Raw genomic sequence first — 17,195 nt, forward strand, 5'->3', positions numbered from 1 at the left:
GAAAGGAGAGTTAGATGAAAAGCACCATGCAGGAGGTGCCGATGACAGTGTCATCGATACTGCGCCACGTCGCAACCAATCACACTGTTAGGCAGGTGATTACCTATTCCGTGAACGGCTCTGCCCGGTATGCGACCTACGGCGATCTTGAAGAGCGATGCGCACGTCTGGCGAATGCTCTGCGTCGGGTCGGCGTGGTCGGCGACGACCGCGTGGCAACGATGCTGTGGAACAACCAGGAGCACCTCGAAGCGTACGCTGCGGTACCCGCGATGGGCGCGGTGCTGCATACGCTGAACATCCGGTTGTCACCGGCTCAGCTGCAGTTCATCGCGAACCACGCCGAAGACAAGGTCATTATCGTGGACGGGTCGCTGGTTCCGTTGTTGGCGGCGGTCCTACCGGGCTTGGCGACGGTTCGGGTTGTGTTCGTTACCGGCGACGGCGACACCTCCCCGCTCGACGGGCACGGCGTGACCGTGATGCGATATCATGACGCGCTCGCAGCGGAATCCCCAGTGTTCTCTTGGGTCGATCCCGACGAGCGGTCGGCTGCGGGTATGTGTTATACGAGCGGCACTACAGGCGATCCCAAGGGGGTCGTCTACAGTCATCGCTCGGTGTTTCTGCACTCCATGGCAGCGTGTACCGGTAACGCTCTGGCGATCGCAGAAGCCGATCGTGTACTTCCCGTCGTGCCGATGTTTCATGCCAGCGCCTGGGGTCTGCCCTACGCGTCGCTGATGGCCGGCGCGGACTTGCTGATGCCTGATCGATACCTTCAAGCAGCGCCGCTCGCTGACATGATCCAACAACATCGCCCCACGAAGGCAGGAGCAGTACCGACAATCTGGAACGATCTTCTTCAGTACGGTATCGCGAATCCGGGTGTCGACTTGTCATCGATCGACCTTGTCGCCTGTGGTGGAGCTCCCGTCCCGCAGTCGTTGATCGAGGGGTTTGCGGACCGCTTCGGCGTACAGATTATTCAGGCGTGGGGTATGACTGAGACGTCCCCGCTTGCAGCGGTAGGTCGGCCTCCCGCCGGGATCAGCCCCGCAAAGGAAATATCTTACCGCAAGCGACAGGGACGGGCAATTTGCGGGGTGGAGATGCGCCTCATCGACGAGGGCGGCCTGCCTGTTCCCCGTGACGACAAGTCCGTCGGTGAACTCGAAGTGCGGGGTCCGTGGGTCACAGGCAGCTACTACCGACTCGAGGACACCGAGAGGTTTCGGGATGGCTGGTTGCGGACCGGCGACGTGGGACACATCAGTCCGGACGGGTATCTGACGCTGACCGACCGGTCCAAGGACGTCATCAAGTCCGGGGGCGAATGGATCTCGTCAGTGGAGCTCGAGAACTGGATCATGTCGCACCCGGATGTCGCCGAGGCCGCGGTTGTCGCGATGCCCGACCCCCGATGGCAGGAGACAGCTCTCGCTGTTGTGGTTCCGGCACCGGGTCGCGAAGTGTCGGCTGACACGCTCCACGAGTGGTGCCTAAGAAATTGCCCGGAGGAGATCCCGCACTGGTGGATCCCGAACAACTGGACGTTCATGGAGCAGATACCACGGACGAGCGTGGGCAAGTTCGACAAGAAGGTGTTGCGCGCGAAGCATGAGCAGGGCGAGCTGCCGGTTGTATCGAACTAGCGCCGCACGGGGTCGGCTTCGCGTCCGCACTGGCCGAGATAGGACACCGCCGAGGTAAGGCACAGATGTGCCCACCGAACGTCCTCAGCGTTCGGTGGGCACGTATTTATTGGAGCGATCCGTCTGCCCGATGGCCCCGGTGGGAAAGACAGAACCGTCACTGGGAATTGCGCGGCCATTCATCTCTCACTCATCGTTCGTTGGGCGCCGTTTTATCGAGCGTCGTAGAGTTTGCGAGGTGGACATCGCAGCCAGCGCTCCACATTCGCAGTCATCAGCACACAACATCGAAGGGGCCACCATCATGGCCGAGGCTATCGTGGGCGCAATCATTACCGACATCGTCGGCGAACTGGTCACCGGATCGATCGAGTCCGGATCAGACGAAGCTACCGCTTGAGCGCTTCACAGAAGAACACACCGCCCCGTGGCTTCTGCCGCGGGGCGGTCTCTTGGTGCGCGGGGGCTCGAGAGCTTGTCAAGATGTCTGTGTAAGAACGTGGCTCCTGATTTTCTTGTGGTCTGTGGGGTCTAGCTGAGGTGGGGTTCGATCCGGTCGGGGTAGGCCAGTGCGAGTTGTCCGGGGGCCTGTTTCCAGTTGGTGACGACCTGTCCCTCGACCAGTCGTCCGAGGGCCTTACGGGGCTGTGACCGCCTGGTCCCGCGTTCTTTGAGGCGTTGAGCGGCTCGTTTGTCTTCGATGTCGCAGATGGCCAGCCACAAGAGTTTGCGGACCGCGATGTCGTTGGGGAAATGTCCGCGGTTCTTGATGACCTTGCGGAGCTGGTAGTTCAATGACTCGATCGAGTTGGTGGTGTAGATGACTTTGCGCAGCTCGGGCGGGAATGCCAGGAAGGGGATGAACCGATCCCAGGCTCGGTCGAAAGCCATTGCCGCACTCGGATATTTGGCGCCTAGTTCCGAGTCGCGGAAGGCTTCCCACTCGCGGCGGGCGGTCTCGGCGTCGGGGGCGGTGTAGATCGGTTTGATCGCCCGGGCCACGTCTTTGCGGTCTTTGTGGTTCACGAACCGCATCGAGTTGCGGATCAGATGCACCAGACAGGTTTGCACGGTGGCCAGCGGCCAGGTCACCTCGATTGCCTCGGGGAATCCGGTGAGCCCGTCACAGCACACGATCAGCACGTCCTTGACGCCGCGGTTGGCCAGATTCGCACACACCCCGGCCCAGAACTTGGCGCCTTCTTCGTGGCGTGTCCCCCGTGAACCGGTCCGGTCTGTTTTAGAGTCCTGATTGCCCTGTTGAGGGCAGAGAAGGGACGATGAGGATCATGGCAGGACGCAAGCGCCACTCGGCAGAGGACATTGTGCGCAAGTTGCGCCGGGCTGACGAGTTGGCGGCGCAGGGCAAGACCGGCGAGGAGATCGCCGCCGACCTCGAGGTGTCGGCAGCGACGTTGTACAACTGGCGCCGCCAGTACGGCGGCATGGACGGTGACGCGGCCAAGGAGCTCAAGGAGCTGCGTGAGCAGAACGGCCGGCTCAAGCGGCTGCTCGCCGATGCCGAGTTGGAGAAGGACGCGCTACGGGAGATCGCCAAGGGAAAATTCTGAGCCCAACCGCCAAACGCGCCGCCATCGACATGCTCAAAGACGTGATGAACATGTCAGAACGCAAGGCGTGCAAGGTTGTTGGGCTTGCTCGTTCAGCGTATCGTCAACTGCCGCAAGCGCACACCCCGGCTGACCCGGATGCTGGCCTGCGCCAGCAGCTACGAACCTACGCCCGTCAGAACCCACGCCACGGGTTCCGTCGGGCGTGGGCCTGGCTACGTTTCGACGAAGGCGACACCGTGAACAAGAAGAAGGTCCACCGGCTGTGGAAGGAAGAAGGATTGCAGGTGCGCCGGGCGCCGCGGCGTAAACGGGCCGGCCAGTCGTCGGTGCCGATTGTCACCGCGGACGCACCGAAAGTGGTGTGGGCATTGGACTTTCAGTTCGACTCCACTGTCGACGGACACAAGATCAAGATCGCGTCCATGGTCGATGAACACACCCGGATGTCGCTGCTCAACATTGTGGATCGCTCGATCGCCGCCGACCGGTTGATCGAGGAGTTGAAGAAGACCTTCGCGATCTGGGGTGGCCCACCGAAGGTGCTGCGCATGGACAACGGCCCTGAGTTCATCTCTGAGGCCCTCCAGACGTTCTGTGCAGGGTCGGTGGGGATCTCCTACATTCCGCCTGGCACGCCGTGGAACAACGGGTTCATCGAGTCGTTCAACAACCGGTTGCGCGACGAGTGTTTGAACCGCAACTGCTGGCCCACCCTGTTGGAGGCCCGCGTGGTCATCGAAGACTTCAAAGACGACCACAACCACCGACACCGCCACTCAGCGCTGGGCTACAAGACCCCGGCCGAGTACGCTGCCCGATGCACCCACCAGCACCACCCCGTGGGCTGCGAGATCGACTGACCGACCGCAAGAAAGAACTGGCTCTAGGACCGACTGGACCGGTTATCGGGGACCTGCCAGCGGCATGAAAGCTGATGACGCCAAGCGGCTCAAAGAACTCGAGGCGGAGAACGCCCGACTCAAGAAGCTCGTGGCCAACCAGGCCCTCGACATTGACATGCTCAAGGACCTGTCGTCGGGAAACTTTTGACCCCGAACCGTAAACGCCGCGCCGTGACGGTGCTGCAAGAACGGTTCGGGGTGTCTCAGCGTCGGGCGTGTGCGGTGGTCGGTATCCACCGCTCGACGATGCGCCTGAGGACACAACCAGCGGACGACGAGGACACCAGGCTGAGGGCCTGGCTACGCAGGTTCTCCACCGACCGGCCCCGGTGGGGGTGGCGGCGAGCAGCGAAGATGGCACGCAAATCCGGATGGGCGGTCAACGACAAACGTATTCGTCGACTATGGTGTGAGGAAGGACTTCGAGTGCCCCAGCGCCGCAAAAAGAAGCGGTTGACCGGCGTCGGTGTCACCGTAGGGGCGATGTGTCCTATCCGGCCGAACGTGATCTGGGCGATGGACTTCCAATTCGACACCCTCGCTGATGGTCGTACGATCAAGCTACTCAACATCATTGATGAGTACACCCGAGAGTGCCTGGCCATCGAGATCGGCAGGTCAATCGACGCCGACCAAGTGGTCGCAGTCCTTGACACGCTGGCTTTGACCCGCGGGGCGCCGGTCTACGTGCGGTTCGACAACGGCCCCGAATTCGTCGCCCACGCCGTACGCGACTGGTGCCGATTCACCGGCACCGGAGCCTTGTTCATCGACCCCGGTTCGCCATGGCAGAACGGCTGGATCGAATCGTTCAACGGTCGACTACGCGATGAACTGCTCAACTCGTGGCGCTTCGATTCTCTGCTCGAAGCCCAAGTGATCACCGAGGATTGGAGGACCGACTACAACACCGCCAGGCCCCACAGCGCCCACGGCGAACTCAGCCCCGCTGAATTCGCTCTACAGTGGACCACGACCCACCAATCCCAAGCCGCATAGCGACTGGACCACCAAACGGGTCCCCCTCACCATCAAGTCGCGCATCGCGCTGGAGCCGCAATGGCCGCCCATTCGGTGTGGATAGGTGTCGAGCAATGACTCGGACATTGTCATGGTCTCCCTAGTGGTGGTGGACACTGTGCGACGGGATCTGGCCGACAGGTGGTGGCACGGGTGTTCGAGCGGGCAGTAACCTGCGGCGGTAGCCCGCCGGAGCGCACACTATGCGCGGAATGCGTCGGACGGAGCTGGCCGTCCCGAGAAGATCAGAGGGCCGTAGGCATGCCGCAGGCCCGCCAGGATTTCCTCGAGGGGCAAGTCGTTGTAGACGCCGCGTTCGTGCACGTACTCCATGTGCGCGGAGCCGTCCGCCGCGTGCGCGTGAAACAACGCGTCGCGATCGCCGGTGAAGTCGATAGGTGGGACCCCGAATCGAGTGCACAATTCAATGTTGAACGCGGGTGTAGCTTTCAACCAGCGCCCCTCGATGTAGACGTGGCTGTATCCGTGATATACGAAGACGTCGGTTCCCATGAGTTCGCGCAGCGCGTCGGTCTGCAGATGATTGCGTACATCAGCGAAGCCGAGCCGGGCCGGTATGTTTGCCGCGCGGAACGCGGCTGTCAGTACGACCGCTTTGGGTACGCAGTACCCACGTCCGGACTCGATGACATGGCTGGCCCGGTAATGATCGGGCTTGTCAGAGACGGTGTAGGGGTCGTAACGGATCTGGTCTCGGACTGCGGCGAAGAGGCGCCGCGCCTTCTCGCGATCGGTGTCCGCGTCGCCGACCGCGTCTTGGGTGAAGGCCTGCACGGTCGCGTGATGGATGTCGAGGAAGGTCGATGCTGTGAGCGCCGCCGCCGGCCTTTCCGCTGCCGCGGGTGATGTGGTCATGGTGTGGCTCCGATCAGTTCGGACCTGTCGAGCGACGAACGCTGTGCGATCGTACGCTTCGCGTTCATGAAATCCTTGGGTCTGTTGACGCAGTCCGCGGCGATCAGCTCGCCGTCGTTGAAGTAGTAACAGGTGAAGTCACGGTCGTGGTCAGGGTCACCGCTGACCAGTACCTCGTCGTACCCGGTGTTGAGCCCGGCGATCTGCAGCTTCAGATCGTATTGATCGGACCAGAACCAAGGCAGCGCGGTGAGACCGGCTTCGTTGCCGCAGATGGTCGCTGCCGCGACCTTGGCCTGCTCGGTGGCGGCCGCCACACATTCGAGGCGGACGCGCCTGTCGTACCGTGCGATCCGTTGGTTGACGCAGTCGCCGGCGGCGACGATGTCGGGGTCGCTGGTGCGTGCATGGTCGTCGACGATGACTCCGTCGTCAACCTCGAGGCCCGCGGCGACCGCGAGATCCGTGTTGGGAATGATGCCGACACCGACGATGACGAGGTCCGCGGCCAGGGTCTCACCGTCGGCGAGCACCACCTCTTCGACTCGCCCCTCCCCGCGAAAACCCTCGACCAACGCGCTGGTGCGAACATCGACACCCTCGGTCCGGTGGGTACGGTCGAAAAACCTCGAGACCACCGGCGCGGTCACCCGCTCGAGCACGCGTTCCGCAGCCTCGAGAACAGTGACGTCCACACCCTGAGCTCGAAGTGAGGCGGCCGTCTCCAGGCCGATATAGCCGCCGCCGACGATGACGGCCCGGCAACCTGGCACCACCGCGGCACGGATGGCCTCGACGTCGGTGGCGGTGCGCAAGTAGTGGACGCCCGTCAACTCGGCGCCCGGAACGGTCAGCGCGCGGGCGCGCGCGCCGGTGCACAGTGCCAGCGTGGCGTAAGACACCACGTCTCCACTGTTGAGGGTGACGGTGTGCGCGGAACGGTTGATCGCCGTCGCCGTTCCGTCCACGAGCTCGATCCGCTGCTTGTCGTAGAACTGACGTCCGCGGATCGCGCAGTCATCAAGCTGTGATGCACCTGCCAGGTATGCCTTGGACAGCGGTGGACGCTGGTAGGGGAGCCTGCCCTCGTCGCCGATCAGCAAGACATCCCCGGCCCATTTCTCCTTTCGGAGAGCGCCCGCGAGTTGGACGCCGGCGTGGCTCGCGCCGAGGATGACGACCTGATCAGCCGTCACATTTCCCCCTTGGGGGTCAGGCGAACCATCATCTTGCTGATCCCACGGACAAAGTTCGATTGCACGTACTCCGGCTCACCCACCACCTCGATGTTGTCGAAGCGAGGGAGGAGCTCCTCCCACAGGATGCGTAGCTGGAGCTCGGCGAGCCGGTTGCCCATGCAGCGGTGTACACCGAAACCGAACGCGATGTGGTTGCGGGCGTTGGCCCGGTCGATGATGAGCTCGTCTGGACGCTCGAAGACGCGCTCGTCTCGGTTGCCCGAGGCGTACCACATCACCACCTTGTCACCCTTGCGGATGAACTGGCCGCCGAGCATGACGTCCTTCTTGGCGACCCTGCGCATGTAAGCAAGAGGGGTCTGCCAGCGGATGATCTCCGACACCGCGTTGGGGATGAGGTCGGGGTTGGCCTTGAGCTTCTCGAACTGCTCGGGGTATTCGTTGAGGGCCAGCACTCCGCCGCTCATGGAGTTGCGGGTCGTGTCATTGCCGCCGACGATCAGCAGCACGAGGTTACCGAGGAACTCCATGGGGCGATCGTCGAGGAGGTTCTTGGTGTCCTCGTTGCTTTGCAGCATGGTGATGAGGTCGAAGCCAGGCTCTTCGCCGGCCACGGTACGTGCCGCCTTGTCCCGCCACAGCGAACTCAGGCCTTGCGCCATCGCGACCATCTCACGGAAGACCCTGTCGTTGTCCGAGGGGCCGCCGTTGGCCTGCTCCATCGAGGTCGCGAGGTCGGACCATTCGACCAGCTTGTGCCGCTTGTCGTAAGGGAAGTCAAGTAGCGTCGCGAGCATGCGTGCAGTGAGTTCGATCGACACAGTCTGGACCCAGTCAAACGGCTCGTTGAGTGGGAGGCCGTCGAGGACTTCGCGGACGCGCGCGCGGATGAGCCCCTCCATCTCACGAAGGTTCTTCGGAGCCACCACGCCCTGCACTGCGGCGCGCTGCTTGTCGTGCCGGGGCGGATCCATCGCGATGAACATCGCGATGTCCATGAAACGCGGGGGCCTGCCGATGATGATGAACGGTTCGGCGGAGAACGCCTCGTGATTCTTGTCGACCGCGATGATGTCGGCGTGTCGCGTGACCGACCAGAACGGACCGAAGGGGCTCTCCGAACGGAAGTGCACCGGCGCCTCGTTGCGGACACGCTCGAAGTACGAGCGCCACATACCCTGGCGATACAGGAACGGGTTACTCAGGTCGATTTCGGCGAGATCGACCTCGTCCACCGGCGGGATCGGGGTCTCGGTGAAGATCTTCTGGCCGTCGGTCCTTGTGACGATTCGGCGGGTCTTGTCATAGACATGCGCCCCCCGGATCTGAAGGTCGATCGGGATCATTGATTGCGCCTTCTCGGCGACGGTGGCTGCGATGCTCATGATTGCATTCCTTCGTCGTTGCGGGTCAGAGTTGGAATTCCGGGAGGCGAACAGTCAGGCCGTCCCACTCCTCAGTCGCGATCATCTGGCAGGACAGCCGCGAGGTTCCTTCCCGTTCCGGATGCATGCTCAGCATCTCTTCCTCGCCCTCGCCGCTGCGCCCGACGGTCTTGATCCACGCCGGGTCGACAATGACGTGACACGTACCGCAGGCCGCTTCGCCACCACAATCACCGTCGATGCCGGGGACGGCTTCGTCGACGGCGGTCTGCATGAGCGACTTCCCCTCCACGAGATCGGCTTCGTAGTCGTCTCCATCGTGGGTGATGTATGTGATCGTGGCCATGGCCACCTCCTTGCACGTATGAGGTTCCCCTTGAGTGTGAATGTGCGGATCCCGACCGATCCATGTGTGAACGTCGCAATCTGTTGTTAATCTGGCTCACGTGACCCTCGGTGAATCCGGTGTGCCCCCGTTGGCGTTTGCACAGCTTCTCGACAGCGGTGCGCTGGGCACGGAGGCGACGAGCGCATTCGGTCGGATAATGGCCCAGGAGGGCACCGACCTCAGAACGTTGATCACGCAAGAAGCGCAGGTGCCGATGCAATGGTTTCATGACGTGTATCCGACGATGGGGCCGCACGACGGGTTTCGGCTGGGCCTCGCATTCGCTGAGCACGCTCAGCTGACCTCCTTCGGTCCACTGAGCCTGCCGCTGGTCAGTGCCGGGTCGGTCGTTGACATCGTCGAGTTGCTTCGTTTTCTGCCGTTGATCTCGACGGCGCTAAGTGCGGACTTTCATCATGGCGCCAGTGGTCTTACCATCGGTCTCGCAGGGCGCACCGACAGCGCGGGTACCGACTGCTTTGCCGTCACTTATGGGGGCCTGACCGTTCTGCGTCTGGTGAAAATACTCACAGGAGATGTGTCCTCAGCAGAGTTACACCTGACCTGCCCGGCGCCGACCGAGCCGCTGAACGTGGGAGAGATAGGGCATCGAGTCGTCTTCGATGCGCCAGCGTCATTTGTTCGCATACCAGCCGAGGCGCTTCATGAGGTGTGCCGCTTTTCCGATCCCGTCGCCTACCGGATCGGTACCGCCGAACTGCGACGGCTCTGCGATCAGCGGCGTCACAACTCGTACACGCAGCGCGTCCGAGCCCAGTTTGATGCAGACCCTGCTCGAGTCAACGCTAGTCGGATCGCAGCAGAGCTGTCGGTATCGGTAAGCACACTCAAACGGCACCTACACGCCGAGGGCACCACCCTGCGCCGCCTACGACAGCAATTCATGCAGGAGCACGCCATCCTCCGACTTCTCGATCCCGGCGTCGGAATCGGCCAGATTGCTACCGAACTGGGGTACTGCGACGTCGCAAGCTTTTCTCATGCGTTTGCTCGGTGGGTCGGCTGCTCCCCGTCGCAGTTTCGACTTCGACGTGCACGCCCGCCAGCCGCATGAATGCTCGACCAGCCCAATCGGGGCGTCAGCTGATTACACCACAACGAATTTCGCGACTGGTTCATAACGTTTCGATACGGTAACCCGGGCCCGCCCCGTCCGAAGCGCACGGTCGTTACAAGTCAGCCAGCATCGCCTACGCGGCAATTCTCAGCCACACCTCAACGTCTGCCGCCTCGCCGAGGACACCAGCCGGTTCGTTCTAGCCACCGTTATGGCCGCCATGGTGGGGTTCTCGAACAGTCTCGGCGAGGAAGTCGGTCGTTATGGCATCGGAGTCTCACTCGTCTGCCCTTCGGAGGTCAACACCGACTACTTCGAACGGAACGATGCAGACATGGGGTGGTACCCCCGGATGTCGCAGTGGTTTCCGGTTCTGGAGCCCGAAGACGTCGCTCGACGAACTGTCCGGGCGATACGCACCAACCGGCGTGAGGCCATCTTTCCCTGGGAATGGCGCTGGCCACCTGGCTGCACAAGCGATTCCCGAAGATGGGGATCAGTGTTCTCAAAGCGCTCGGCTTGGCTTGTTCCGTCCACGCGTCATCCCGCCGGGGGAGCTGGCGGGCTTGCGAACAAGGCGAGAATGACAGCGTGGATCTGCACGACGGATTCGGCACGCGAACCCCGGAGCTGGAGCAGGTGGCTCACGGTGAGTCGTACGAAGATCTCGGTGATCGACTCCAGCGCGAATTCGTCGAGATCGGGCTTCCGAGAACGGATCTGATCGGCTACCACCTGCGTCGCCCGCCCGAGGACGACCTCTGAGTCGACGGTGACCAGCGACAGGAGTTCGCCGCCCTGGAGTCTGCCCGAGATGATCGACATCAGAAGCTCGTTGTCCTCACCAAGGGTCAGTGTGCGCTCCGCGGCGGCTGTGAGTCCGTCAACGATGTCCTGTTCGTCCGCGATGCCCTCGACGACCCCGTGGAGGAAGCGGTCTGCCTCGCGTGCGATCAGCGATGCCGCAAGCTGATCCCTGGTCCCGACCTCGTTGTAGAGGGTCGTACGGCTGATTCCGACCTCGCGCGCCACCCGGGACATGTTCACCGCGGACCATCCCCGTTCCACCACGAGATCGCGAGCGGAGTCGAGTATGCGATCGCGCAGCAGGTCGCGTACTTCGTCGTGGAAGCTCGGGGGCGTAGCCATGTGTCCATCATGCCCGAATTGGCATGCAGGCCTAAGGCGCCCGCCTGAGTGTTTGACACATTAGGCAATTATGTGTAGAAACAATACAGTTCATCTCACAGTGTCAACACACTGTGTCCGGCCGCACCGCCCCGCTTGGCCAGGACGGACAGAAGCGGCGACCGGCACACGGTCATCACAGGGACGTGTTCCTGTAGAGGCTCAATCAGCCACGTAATACCCACGCCCACAGACGATTGCGAGCATCCAATGAACGCTGAGGCGAGCGAGAAAGACACCGACTACGACGTCCTGGTGATCGGCTCCGGGTTCGGCGGCAGCGTCACCGCCCTTCGCCTGGCAGAGAAGGGCTACCGGGTCGGCGTTCTCGAAGCCGGCCGCAGATTCGACGATGCGGACTTCGCCAAGACCAGCTGGGACGTTCGACGATTCCTGTGGGCGCCGAAGCTGGGTGCGTACGGGATTCAGCGCATCCACCTACTTCGCGACTGTGTCATCTTGGCCGGGGCGGGAGTCGGGGGGGCTCTCTCAACTACGCCAACACCCTTTACCAGCCGGGATCAGCATTCTTCGGCGATCCGCAGTGGGCGCACATCACAGACTGGGAAGACGAGCTGACGCCCTACTACGACCAGGCGCGTCGCATGCTGGGCGTGGTCACCAACCCGCACATGACGCCTGCCGACGAGATCATCCGGTCGGTGGCCGACGACATGAGTGTCGGCGACACGTTTGTCCAGACTCCGGTCGGGGTGTACTTCGGCGAGCCCGGTCGTACCGTGTCGGATCCCTACTTCGGTGGGGTCGGACCGGATCGCACCGGCTGCATCGAGTGCGGCGAGTGCATGACAGGTTGCCGTCACGGTGCCAAGAACACGCTGCTCAAGAACTACCTCGGGCTCGCCGAACGCGCTGGAGTGGTGGTGAATCCGCTGACCACCGTCACCGACGTGCGTCAGCGACCCGATGGCTCCTGGACAGTCGACACAGTCAAGACCGGTGCCTGGATTCGTAAGCGCGAGAAGGCGTTCACCGCTCACAATGTCGTCTTCGCGGCGGGTACCTGGGGTACCCAGCAGTTGCTGCACAAGCTCAAGGACTCCGGCCGCCTTCCTGAGCTCTCGACGCGACTGGGCGAGTTGACCAGGACCAACTCCGAGTCGATCCTCGGGGCCACCCGTTACCGCGTCGACGAATCCCTCGACCTCACCAAGGGCGTGGCGATCACGTCGTCGTTCTACCCCACGCCGGACACCCACGTCGAACCCGTCCGATACGGCAAGGGCTCCAACGCGATGGGGTTGTTGCAGGCGCCGATGACCGACGGCGACGGACGGTTGCCGCGATGGCTGCGATTCATCGGCGTCGCGCTCCGGGATCCACTCGCCACAGCACGTGTCCTGGCGGTGAAGGGCTGGAGCGAGCGGACCGTGATCGCACTGGTGATGCAAAACCTCGACAACTCGATCACCACTTTCACAAAGCGCGGTCTGTTCGGTCGCCGGCTCACCAGCAAGCAGGGGCACGGCGAGCCCAATCCCACCTGGATCCCCGCGGGCAACGAAGCCACGCGGCGCATCGCCGAGAAGATCGGCGGCACCTCCGCCGGAACGTGGGGCGAGGTGTTCAACGTGCCGATGACCGCACACTTCCTCGGCGGATGCGTGATCGGGGACGATGAGGACAACGGTGTGATCGACCCATATCACCGCGTGTACGGCTATCCGTCGCTGAGTGTGGTCGACGGTTCGGCCGTGTCCGCGAATCTGGGCGTCAACCCGTCGCTGACCATAGCTGCTCAGGCCGAGCGGGCCGCCGCGTTGTGGCCGAACAAGGGGGAGAAGGACCTTCGCCCGATCCAGGGTTCGGGTTATCGGCGCATCGAGCCCACCGAACCCCGGTCGCCGATCGTGCCGGTCTCGGCGCCTGGAGCGCTGCGACTGCCCATCATTCCTGTCCGTCGAGTGGCAGACGAGAAGATCTCGCGGGCCGCAACGCGTGAGAGCTCCGACGCCCGATGAGCGCACTCGCCCCCGAAACAGCGCTCCCGGAACGACGCCAATCGTCAACGCTCGCACCGGTTCTCAAGAAGGCGCGCCACGGTACCGAAATGGTCGGCGACTTCTTCCTCACCTTCTGGGGCATCGTCAAGATGCTCCCACGGCGTCCCTTCCAGTGGCGTGAGCTGGTGGCGCAGGCGTGGTTCATCGCGAGCGTATCGATTGTCCCGACCATGCTGATGTCGATCCCGTTCTGCGTCATGGTGGTGTTCCAGATCAACGTTCTGCTGAACGAGATCGGTGCGATCGACCTGTCCGGTGCGGGCGCGGGTGTGGCCGTCATCCGAGAGATCGGACCCATCGTCACGGTTCTCGTCGTCGCGGGCGCAGGTGCCACCGCGATCTGCGCCGATCTCGGTTCGCGCACCATCCGCGAAGAGATCGACGCCATGAAGGTGCTCGGTATCGACCCGATCCAGCGACTCGCAGTTCCGCGCGTGATCGCCTCCTGCGGCGTCGCGGTGTTCCTGAACGGCCTGGTGACCGCCATCGGCCTGGCCGGGGGATACGTGTACGGCGTCTTCCTCCAAGGTGCCACGCCGGGTCAATACATCACCGCGATCCCGATCCTCACCGGAATTCCCGACCTACTCATCAGCGAGCTCAAGGCCGGCATCTTCGGTCTGCTGGCCGCACTGGTGGCCTGCCATCTCGGCTTCAACGCGGGAGGCGGACCGAAGGGTGTCGGCGACGCCGTGAACCAGACCGTTGTCTTCAGCTTTGTGCTGCTGTTCCTCGCGAACGCGGTCATCACCACGCTCGCACTGCACTGAAGGCCTCGACATGACTGCGCGAACACAAGAGCAGGGACCACGTTGACATCGACTCAGATGCCCACCGAACCGTCGCGGCGACTGACCGACCGGTTGGACGCCGGGAAGGCGCTGAAGCCCGCCGAATCCTTCGGAGAGAAACTGGCGTTCTACGGGGTGGCGCTGCGGGCGGTACCCAAGGCGATGACCCACTATCGTCGCGAGACCTTGCGCCTGCTAGCTGAGGTGTCGCTCGGCGCAGGTGCACTCGCCATCATCGGCGGGACCGTCGTGATCATCGGATTCCTCACGGCTGCAGCCGGATACGAGGTCGGTCAACAGGGATCGAGTTCACTGGGGCGCGTCGGTGTGGAAGCGATGTCGGGCTTCATTTCCGCCTTCTTCAACACCCGCGAAGCGATCCCGGTCATTGCTGGCGTCGCACTCACGGCGACGGTGGGCTCCGGTTTCACTGCGCAACTCGGTGCCATGCGCGTGAGCGAGGAGATCGACGCGCTCGAGGTGATGTCGGTTCAGTCGCTGCCCTATCTGGTGTCGACGCGGATCGCGGCGGGACTCGCCGCTGTGGTGCCGCTGTACGCGATCGCCCTCTTCACCGGGTACGCCGCCACCAAGTTCGTGAGCGTGTTCCTGTCGGACCAGTCGCCGGGCACCTACGACCACTACTTCCAGCTGTTCTTGCAGCCCGGTGACATCGCGATCTCACTGTTGAAGGTGATCGTCATGGCGGTCGCCGTGATGGCGGTGCACTGCTACTACGGCTACAACGCCAGCGGTGGACCGGCCGGGGTCGGCGTCGCTGTCGGCCACGCCGTCCGCACGTCACTGATCATCATCATGATGGTCGACTTCATCGTCGGTATCGCCTTGTACGGCGGCGTCCACGCGACTGTGCGGGTGTCGGGATGATCGAACACTCACGCAGACAACACCTGCTGTACGCGTTCGTCGCCTTCGCCGTGGTGGTGGGCGTCGTCGTGGCTGCGCTGATGTCGTACAACGGCAGGTTCCAGGCCACCGGGTCCATCTACCTGAACGCCCCGCGCACGGGGCTGCTGCTGGTGCCTGGATCGGACGTCAAGCTGTACGGCGTAGTGATCGGTCGTGTCGCATCTGTCGACGTGTACGGCGATCACGCTCGCATCGAGCTGGCGGTGGAGGAAGACCAGCTCGGCGATCTGCCGACGAACGTCCGGGCGGAGATGGAGCCGACCACGCTCTTCGGCCGCAAGTACGTCGCGCTGACGATGCCGGAGCAGCCGGCGGCATCGACGTTGAGCGCCGGTGCCACCATCGACACCTCGCAAACGCCGGTCGAGGTCTACGACACTTTCGAGTTGCTTGTCGGAATTCTCGACCGTGTGGACCCGGCGCGGGTGAATGCAACCCTGACCGCTGTGCAGACCGGCACCGTCGATCGGGGCGAGAAGCTCGGCGAGCTGGTCGACTCGGTGAACACCTACCTCGCGACCTTCAACAAGTCACTGCCAACTCTGCAACGGGATCTCGAGCTCGGTGCGGACAATCTCGACACATTCGCCGGACTGTCACCGGACCTGATGGCCACCGTCCGTCACCTCACCACCACCTCGAAGACGATTGTGGAGAACCAGTCGCAGCTGACTGCGTTCCTGTTGAGCTTCACCGAGTTCGGGAACACCGGCAACCGGTTCATGACTAACGCGGGCACGCCACTGGTGAAGGCCGCCGACGCCCTGGCGCCGCCGGCGCAGGTGCTCGGAGACTACGGACCGATCTACCCGTGCTTCCTGGACGGACTGAACACGAGCCGCAAATATCTCGAGCGGGCGTTCGGCGGAGCGAGACCGGGCCTCGACATCGTCGGCACCCTGCTCATCGGCGACCCGCCATACCGACCGGGCATCGACGCGCCCGAACACACGGCAGGAACGGCGGGACCGAGCTGCTACGGCTACCCGCGCGCACCCGGCGAAAAGGGGCCGGGGCACGTCGACTTCGACGACGGCAGTCACGCGTACCGCGATGTGAAGTCGATCGAAGACGTCATCGGAAACCCGTTCGCCTCGATGATCTACGGAATGACGAAATGACAATCACCGGACCGGCCATCAAGCTGGGGATCTTTCTCGCTGTCAGCTCGCTGATCACCTCGGCTCTGTTCGTGATCGTCGGCGACCTGCGTTTCGGTCCGACAACGGTTTTCCGCGCTCAGTTCATGTCCGCATCCGGCCTGCGGACCGGCGACGACGTCAAGGTGGCCGGTGTGGTGGTCGGGAAGGTCACCGATGTGGACATCGTGGACTCCGGTGCGGCTGCGCAGACGGGTCTGGGAGCAGAGGTCCGTATGGACGTCGACTCCCACATCCCGGTGACGACCACCACCAACGCCTACATCAGGTACAAGAACCTGATCGGTGATCGGTACCTCGAGCTGAAGACCGACCCCGGAGACGTGGGTAGGAGGCGGTCAGCCGACAGCGTGATCCCGGTATCGCAGACCAAGCCGGCTCTCGACATGGATGCACTCGTCAACGGGTTCAAACCCCTACTGACCGGGGTGAATCCAGAGCAGACCAACAAGCTGTCCGCTGCGCTGGTCTCGGTACTCAACGGCCGCACAGCCGATATCAGCGATCTGATCACCCAAATGGGTGAACTCGGCGAAACCATCGCCGATCGCGACGCGACGATCGGATCGGTGGTCACCGATCTGAACACCGTGCTCGTAACGGTAGCGGATCGCCGGGAGGCCTTCGGCAGCGTCGTCGTCCAGTTGCAGGAGCTGGTCTCCGAGCTTGCCGGTGATCGCCGGCTGATCGCCGACGGCCTCACGAACATCGCGGGCGCGACCACCGAGCTCGACGAGCTGCTGTCCCGAGCCCGCCCCGATCTCACCTCCGACATCGAGCATCTGCGCGGTCTGGCCCAGAACCTGAACAGCAACACTTCAACGATCAACATGCTGCTCGCGAAGATGCCGGAGGCCTATCGGCTTCTGGGCAGGTCGTCGGGCTACGGCAGTTTTGTGAACTTCTTCGTGTGCGGCCTCGCGATCCGCTATCCGACGCTCGACGGCGGACATGCGGACACACCGATGGTCCAAGTCCCAGCTCGGCGCTGTAAGTGAGGGAGACAACCAGATGAGGTCAAAACA

The 17,195-nt window shown here is 63.0% G+C and carries 13 protein-coding genes and 3 pseudogenes; 10 read left to right on the plus strand and 6 right to left on the minus strand.

Going from position 1 to position 17,195, the window contains the following annotated elements; genetic code table 11:
• The first annotated feature begins 14 nt into the window (after positions 1–14).
• Positions 15–1,655, plus strand: coding sequence for a long-chain fatty acid--CoA ligase (locus tag BLU62_RS26825; RefSeq protein ID WP_005195128.1), 1,641 nt, complete (start codon positions 15–17; stop codon positions 1,653–1,655).
• 238 nt (positions 1,656–1,893) lie between these two features.
• Complete coding sequence (locus BLU62_RS33105; RefSeq protein ID WP_005195129.1) at positions 1,894–2,055, plus strand: hypothetical protein; 162 nt, start codon at positions 1,894–1,896, stop codon at positions 2,053–2,055.
• Positions 2,056–2,186: 131 nt separating this feature from the next.
• On the opposite strand, the pseudogene BLU62_RS26830 reads toward BLU62_RS33105, so the two are convergent.
• Positions 2,187–2,858, minus strand: a pseudogene (locus BLU62_RS26830) (IS256 family transposase); the annotation flags it as partial.
• 86 nt (positions 2,859–2,944) lie between these two features.
• Here BLU62_RS26830 and BLU62_RS26840 point away from each other — a divergent pair.
• Positions 2,945–4,089, plus strand: a protein-coding gene (locus BLU62_RS26840; protein WP_099047927.1) for an IS3 family transposase whose coding sequence is annotated in 2 segments (ribosomal slippage) — positions 2,945–3,212 and positions 3,212–4,089 — 1,146 coding nt in all. Because the reading frame shifts where the segments join, the coding sequence is not laid out codon by codon here.
• 58 nt (positions 4,090–4,147) lie between these two features.
• Positions 4,148–5,130 (plus strand): annotated as a pseudogene (locus tag BLU62_RS26850) (IS3 family transposase); the annotation flags it as partial.
• A gap of 222 nt (positions 5,131–5,352) precedes the next feature.
• On the opposite strand, the gene BLU62_RS26855 reads toward BLU62_RS26850, so the two are convergent.
• Genes BLU62_RS26855 through BLU62_RS26870 form a run of 4 tightly spaced genes read right to left on the minus strand, consistent with a single transcriptional unit; the run spans position 5,353 to position 8,957 of the window.
• The gene (locus tag BLU62_RS26855) at positions 5,353–6,027 is read right to left on the minus strand and encodes a transglutaminase-like domain-containing protein (protein WP_005195131.1); all 675 of its coding nucleotides are present in this window, start codon (positions 6,025–6,027) and stop codon (positions 5,353–5,355) included.
• Complete coding sequence (locus BLU62_RS26860) at positions 6,024–7,223, minus strand: NAD(P)/FAD-dependent oxidoreductase (RefSeq protein ID WP_005195132.1); 1,200 nt, start codon at positions 7,221–7,223, stop codon at positions 6,024–6,026. Before BLU62_RS26860 ends, BLU62_RS26855 begins: the two co-directional genes overlap by 4 nt.
• On the minus strand, positions 7,220–8,611 hold the full coding sequence (locus tag BLU62_RS26865) for a cytochrome P450 (RefSeq protein ID WP_005195133.1): 1,392 nt from the start codon (positions 8,609–8,611) through the stop codon (positions 7,220–7,222). The genes BLU62_RS26860 and BLU62_RS26865 overlap by 4 nt, the downstream gene beginning before the upstream one ends.
• Positions 8,612–8,636: 25 nt before the next feature.
• A complete protein-coding gene (locus BLU62_RS26870) occupies positions 8,637–8,957 on the minus strand; it encodes a 2Fe-2S iron-sulfur cluster-binding protein (protein WP_005195134.1) in 321 nt (106 codons plus the stop codon).
• Positions 8,958–9,057: 100 nt separating this feature from the next.
• Between BLU62_RS26870 and BLU62_RS26875 the strand changes: the two genes are divergently transcribed.
• Positions 9,058–10,074, plus strand: coding sequence for a helix-turn-helix domain-containing protein (locus tag BLU62_RS26875; protein WP_005195135.1), 1,017 nt, complete (start codon positions 9,058–9,060; stop codon positions 10,072–10,074).
• A 543-nt stretch (positions 10,075–10,617) separates the two neighbouring features.
• On the opposite strand, the gene BLU62_RS26880 is transcribed toward BLU62_RS26875, so the two are convergent.
• Complete coding sequence (locus BLU62_RS26880) at positions 10,618–11,226, minus strand: TetR/AcrR family transcriptional regulator (RefSeq protein WP_005201328.1); 609 nt, start codon at positions 11,224–11,226, stop codon at positions 10,618–10,620.
• Positions 11,227–11,475: 249 nt separating this feature from the next.
• On the opposite strand from BLU62_RS26880, the pseudogene BLU62_RS26885 reads away from it, so the two are divergent.
• From BLU62_RS26885 to BLU62_RS26905, 5 genes and pseudogenes are all read left to right on the plus strand, one after another.
• Positions 11,476–13,247: pseudogene (locus BLU62_RS26885) on the plus strand (GMC oxidoreductase).
• The gene (locus BLU62_RS26890) at positions 13,244–14,059 is read left to right on the plus strand and encodes an MlaE family ABC transporter permease (RefSeq protein WP_005201333.1); all 816 of its coding nucleotides are present in this window, start codon (positions 13,244–13,246) and stop codon (positions 14,057–14,059) included. The pseudogene BLU62_RS26885 and the gene BLU62_RS26890 overlap by 4 nt, the downstream one beginning before the upstream one ends.
• Before the next feature lie 57 nt (positions 14,060–14,116).
• Positions 14,117–14,968, plus strand: a complete 852-nt coding sequence (locus BLU62_RS26895) for an MlaE family ABC transporter permease (protein ID WP_039881281.1) — start codon at positions 14,117–14,119, stop codon at positions 14,966–14,968.
• Positions 14,965–16,131 carry an MCE family protein gene (locus BLU62_RS26900; protein WP_005201337.1) on the plus strand — a complete coding sequence of 389 codons (1,167 nt, stop codon included), beginning with the start codon at positions 14,965–14,967 and terminating at the stop codon, positions 16,129–16,131. The genes BLU62_RS26895 and BLU62_RS26900 overlap by 4 nt, the downstream gene beginning before the upstream one ends.
• Positions 16,128–17,168, plus strand: coding sequence for an MCE family protein (locus BLU62_RS26905; protein WP_005201339.1), 1,041 nt, complete (start codon positions 16,128–16,130; stop codon positions 17,166–17,168). Before BLU62_RS26900 ends, BLU62_RS26905 begins: the two co-directional genes overlap by 4 nt.
• Positions 17,169–17,195: the final 27 nt, after the last annotated feature.

It is taken from the genome of Gordonia westfalica (assembly GCF_900105725.1).
Classification (GTDB): domain Bacteria; phylum Actinomycetota; class Actinomycetes; order Mycobacteriales; family Mycobacteriaceae; genus Gordonia; species Gordonia westfalica.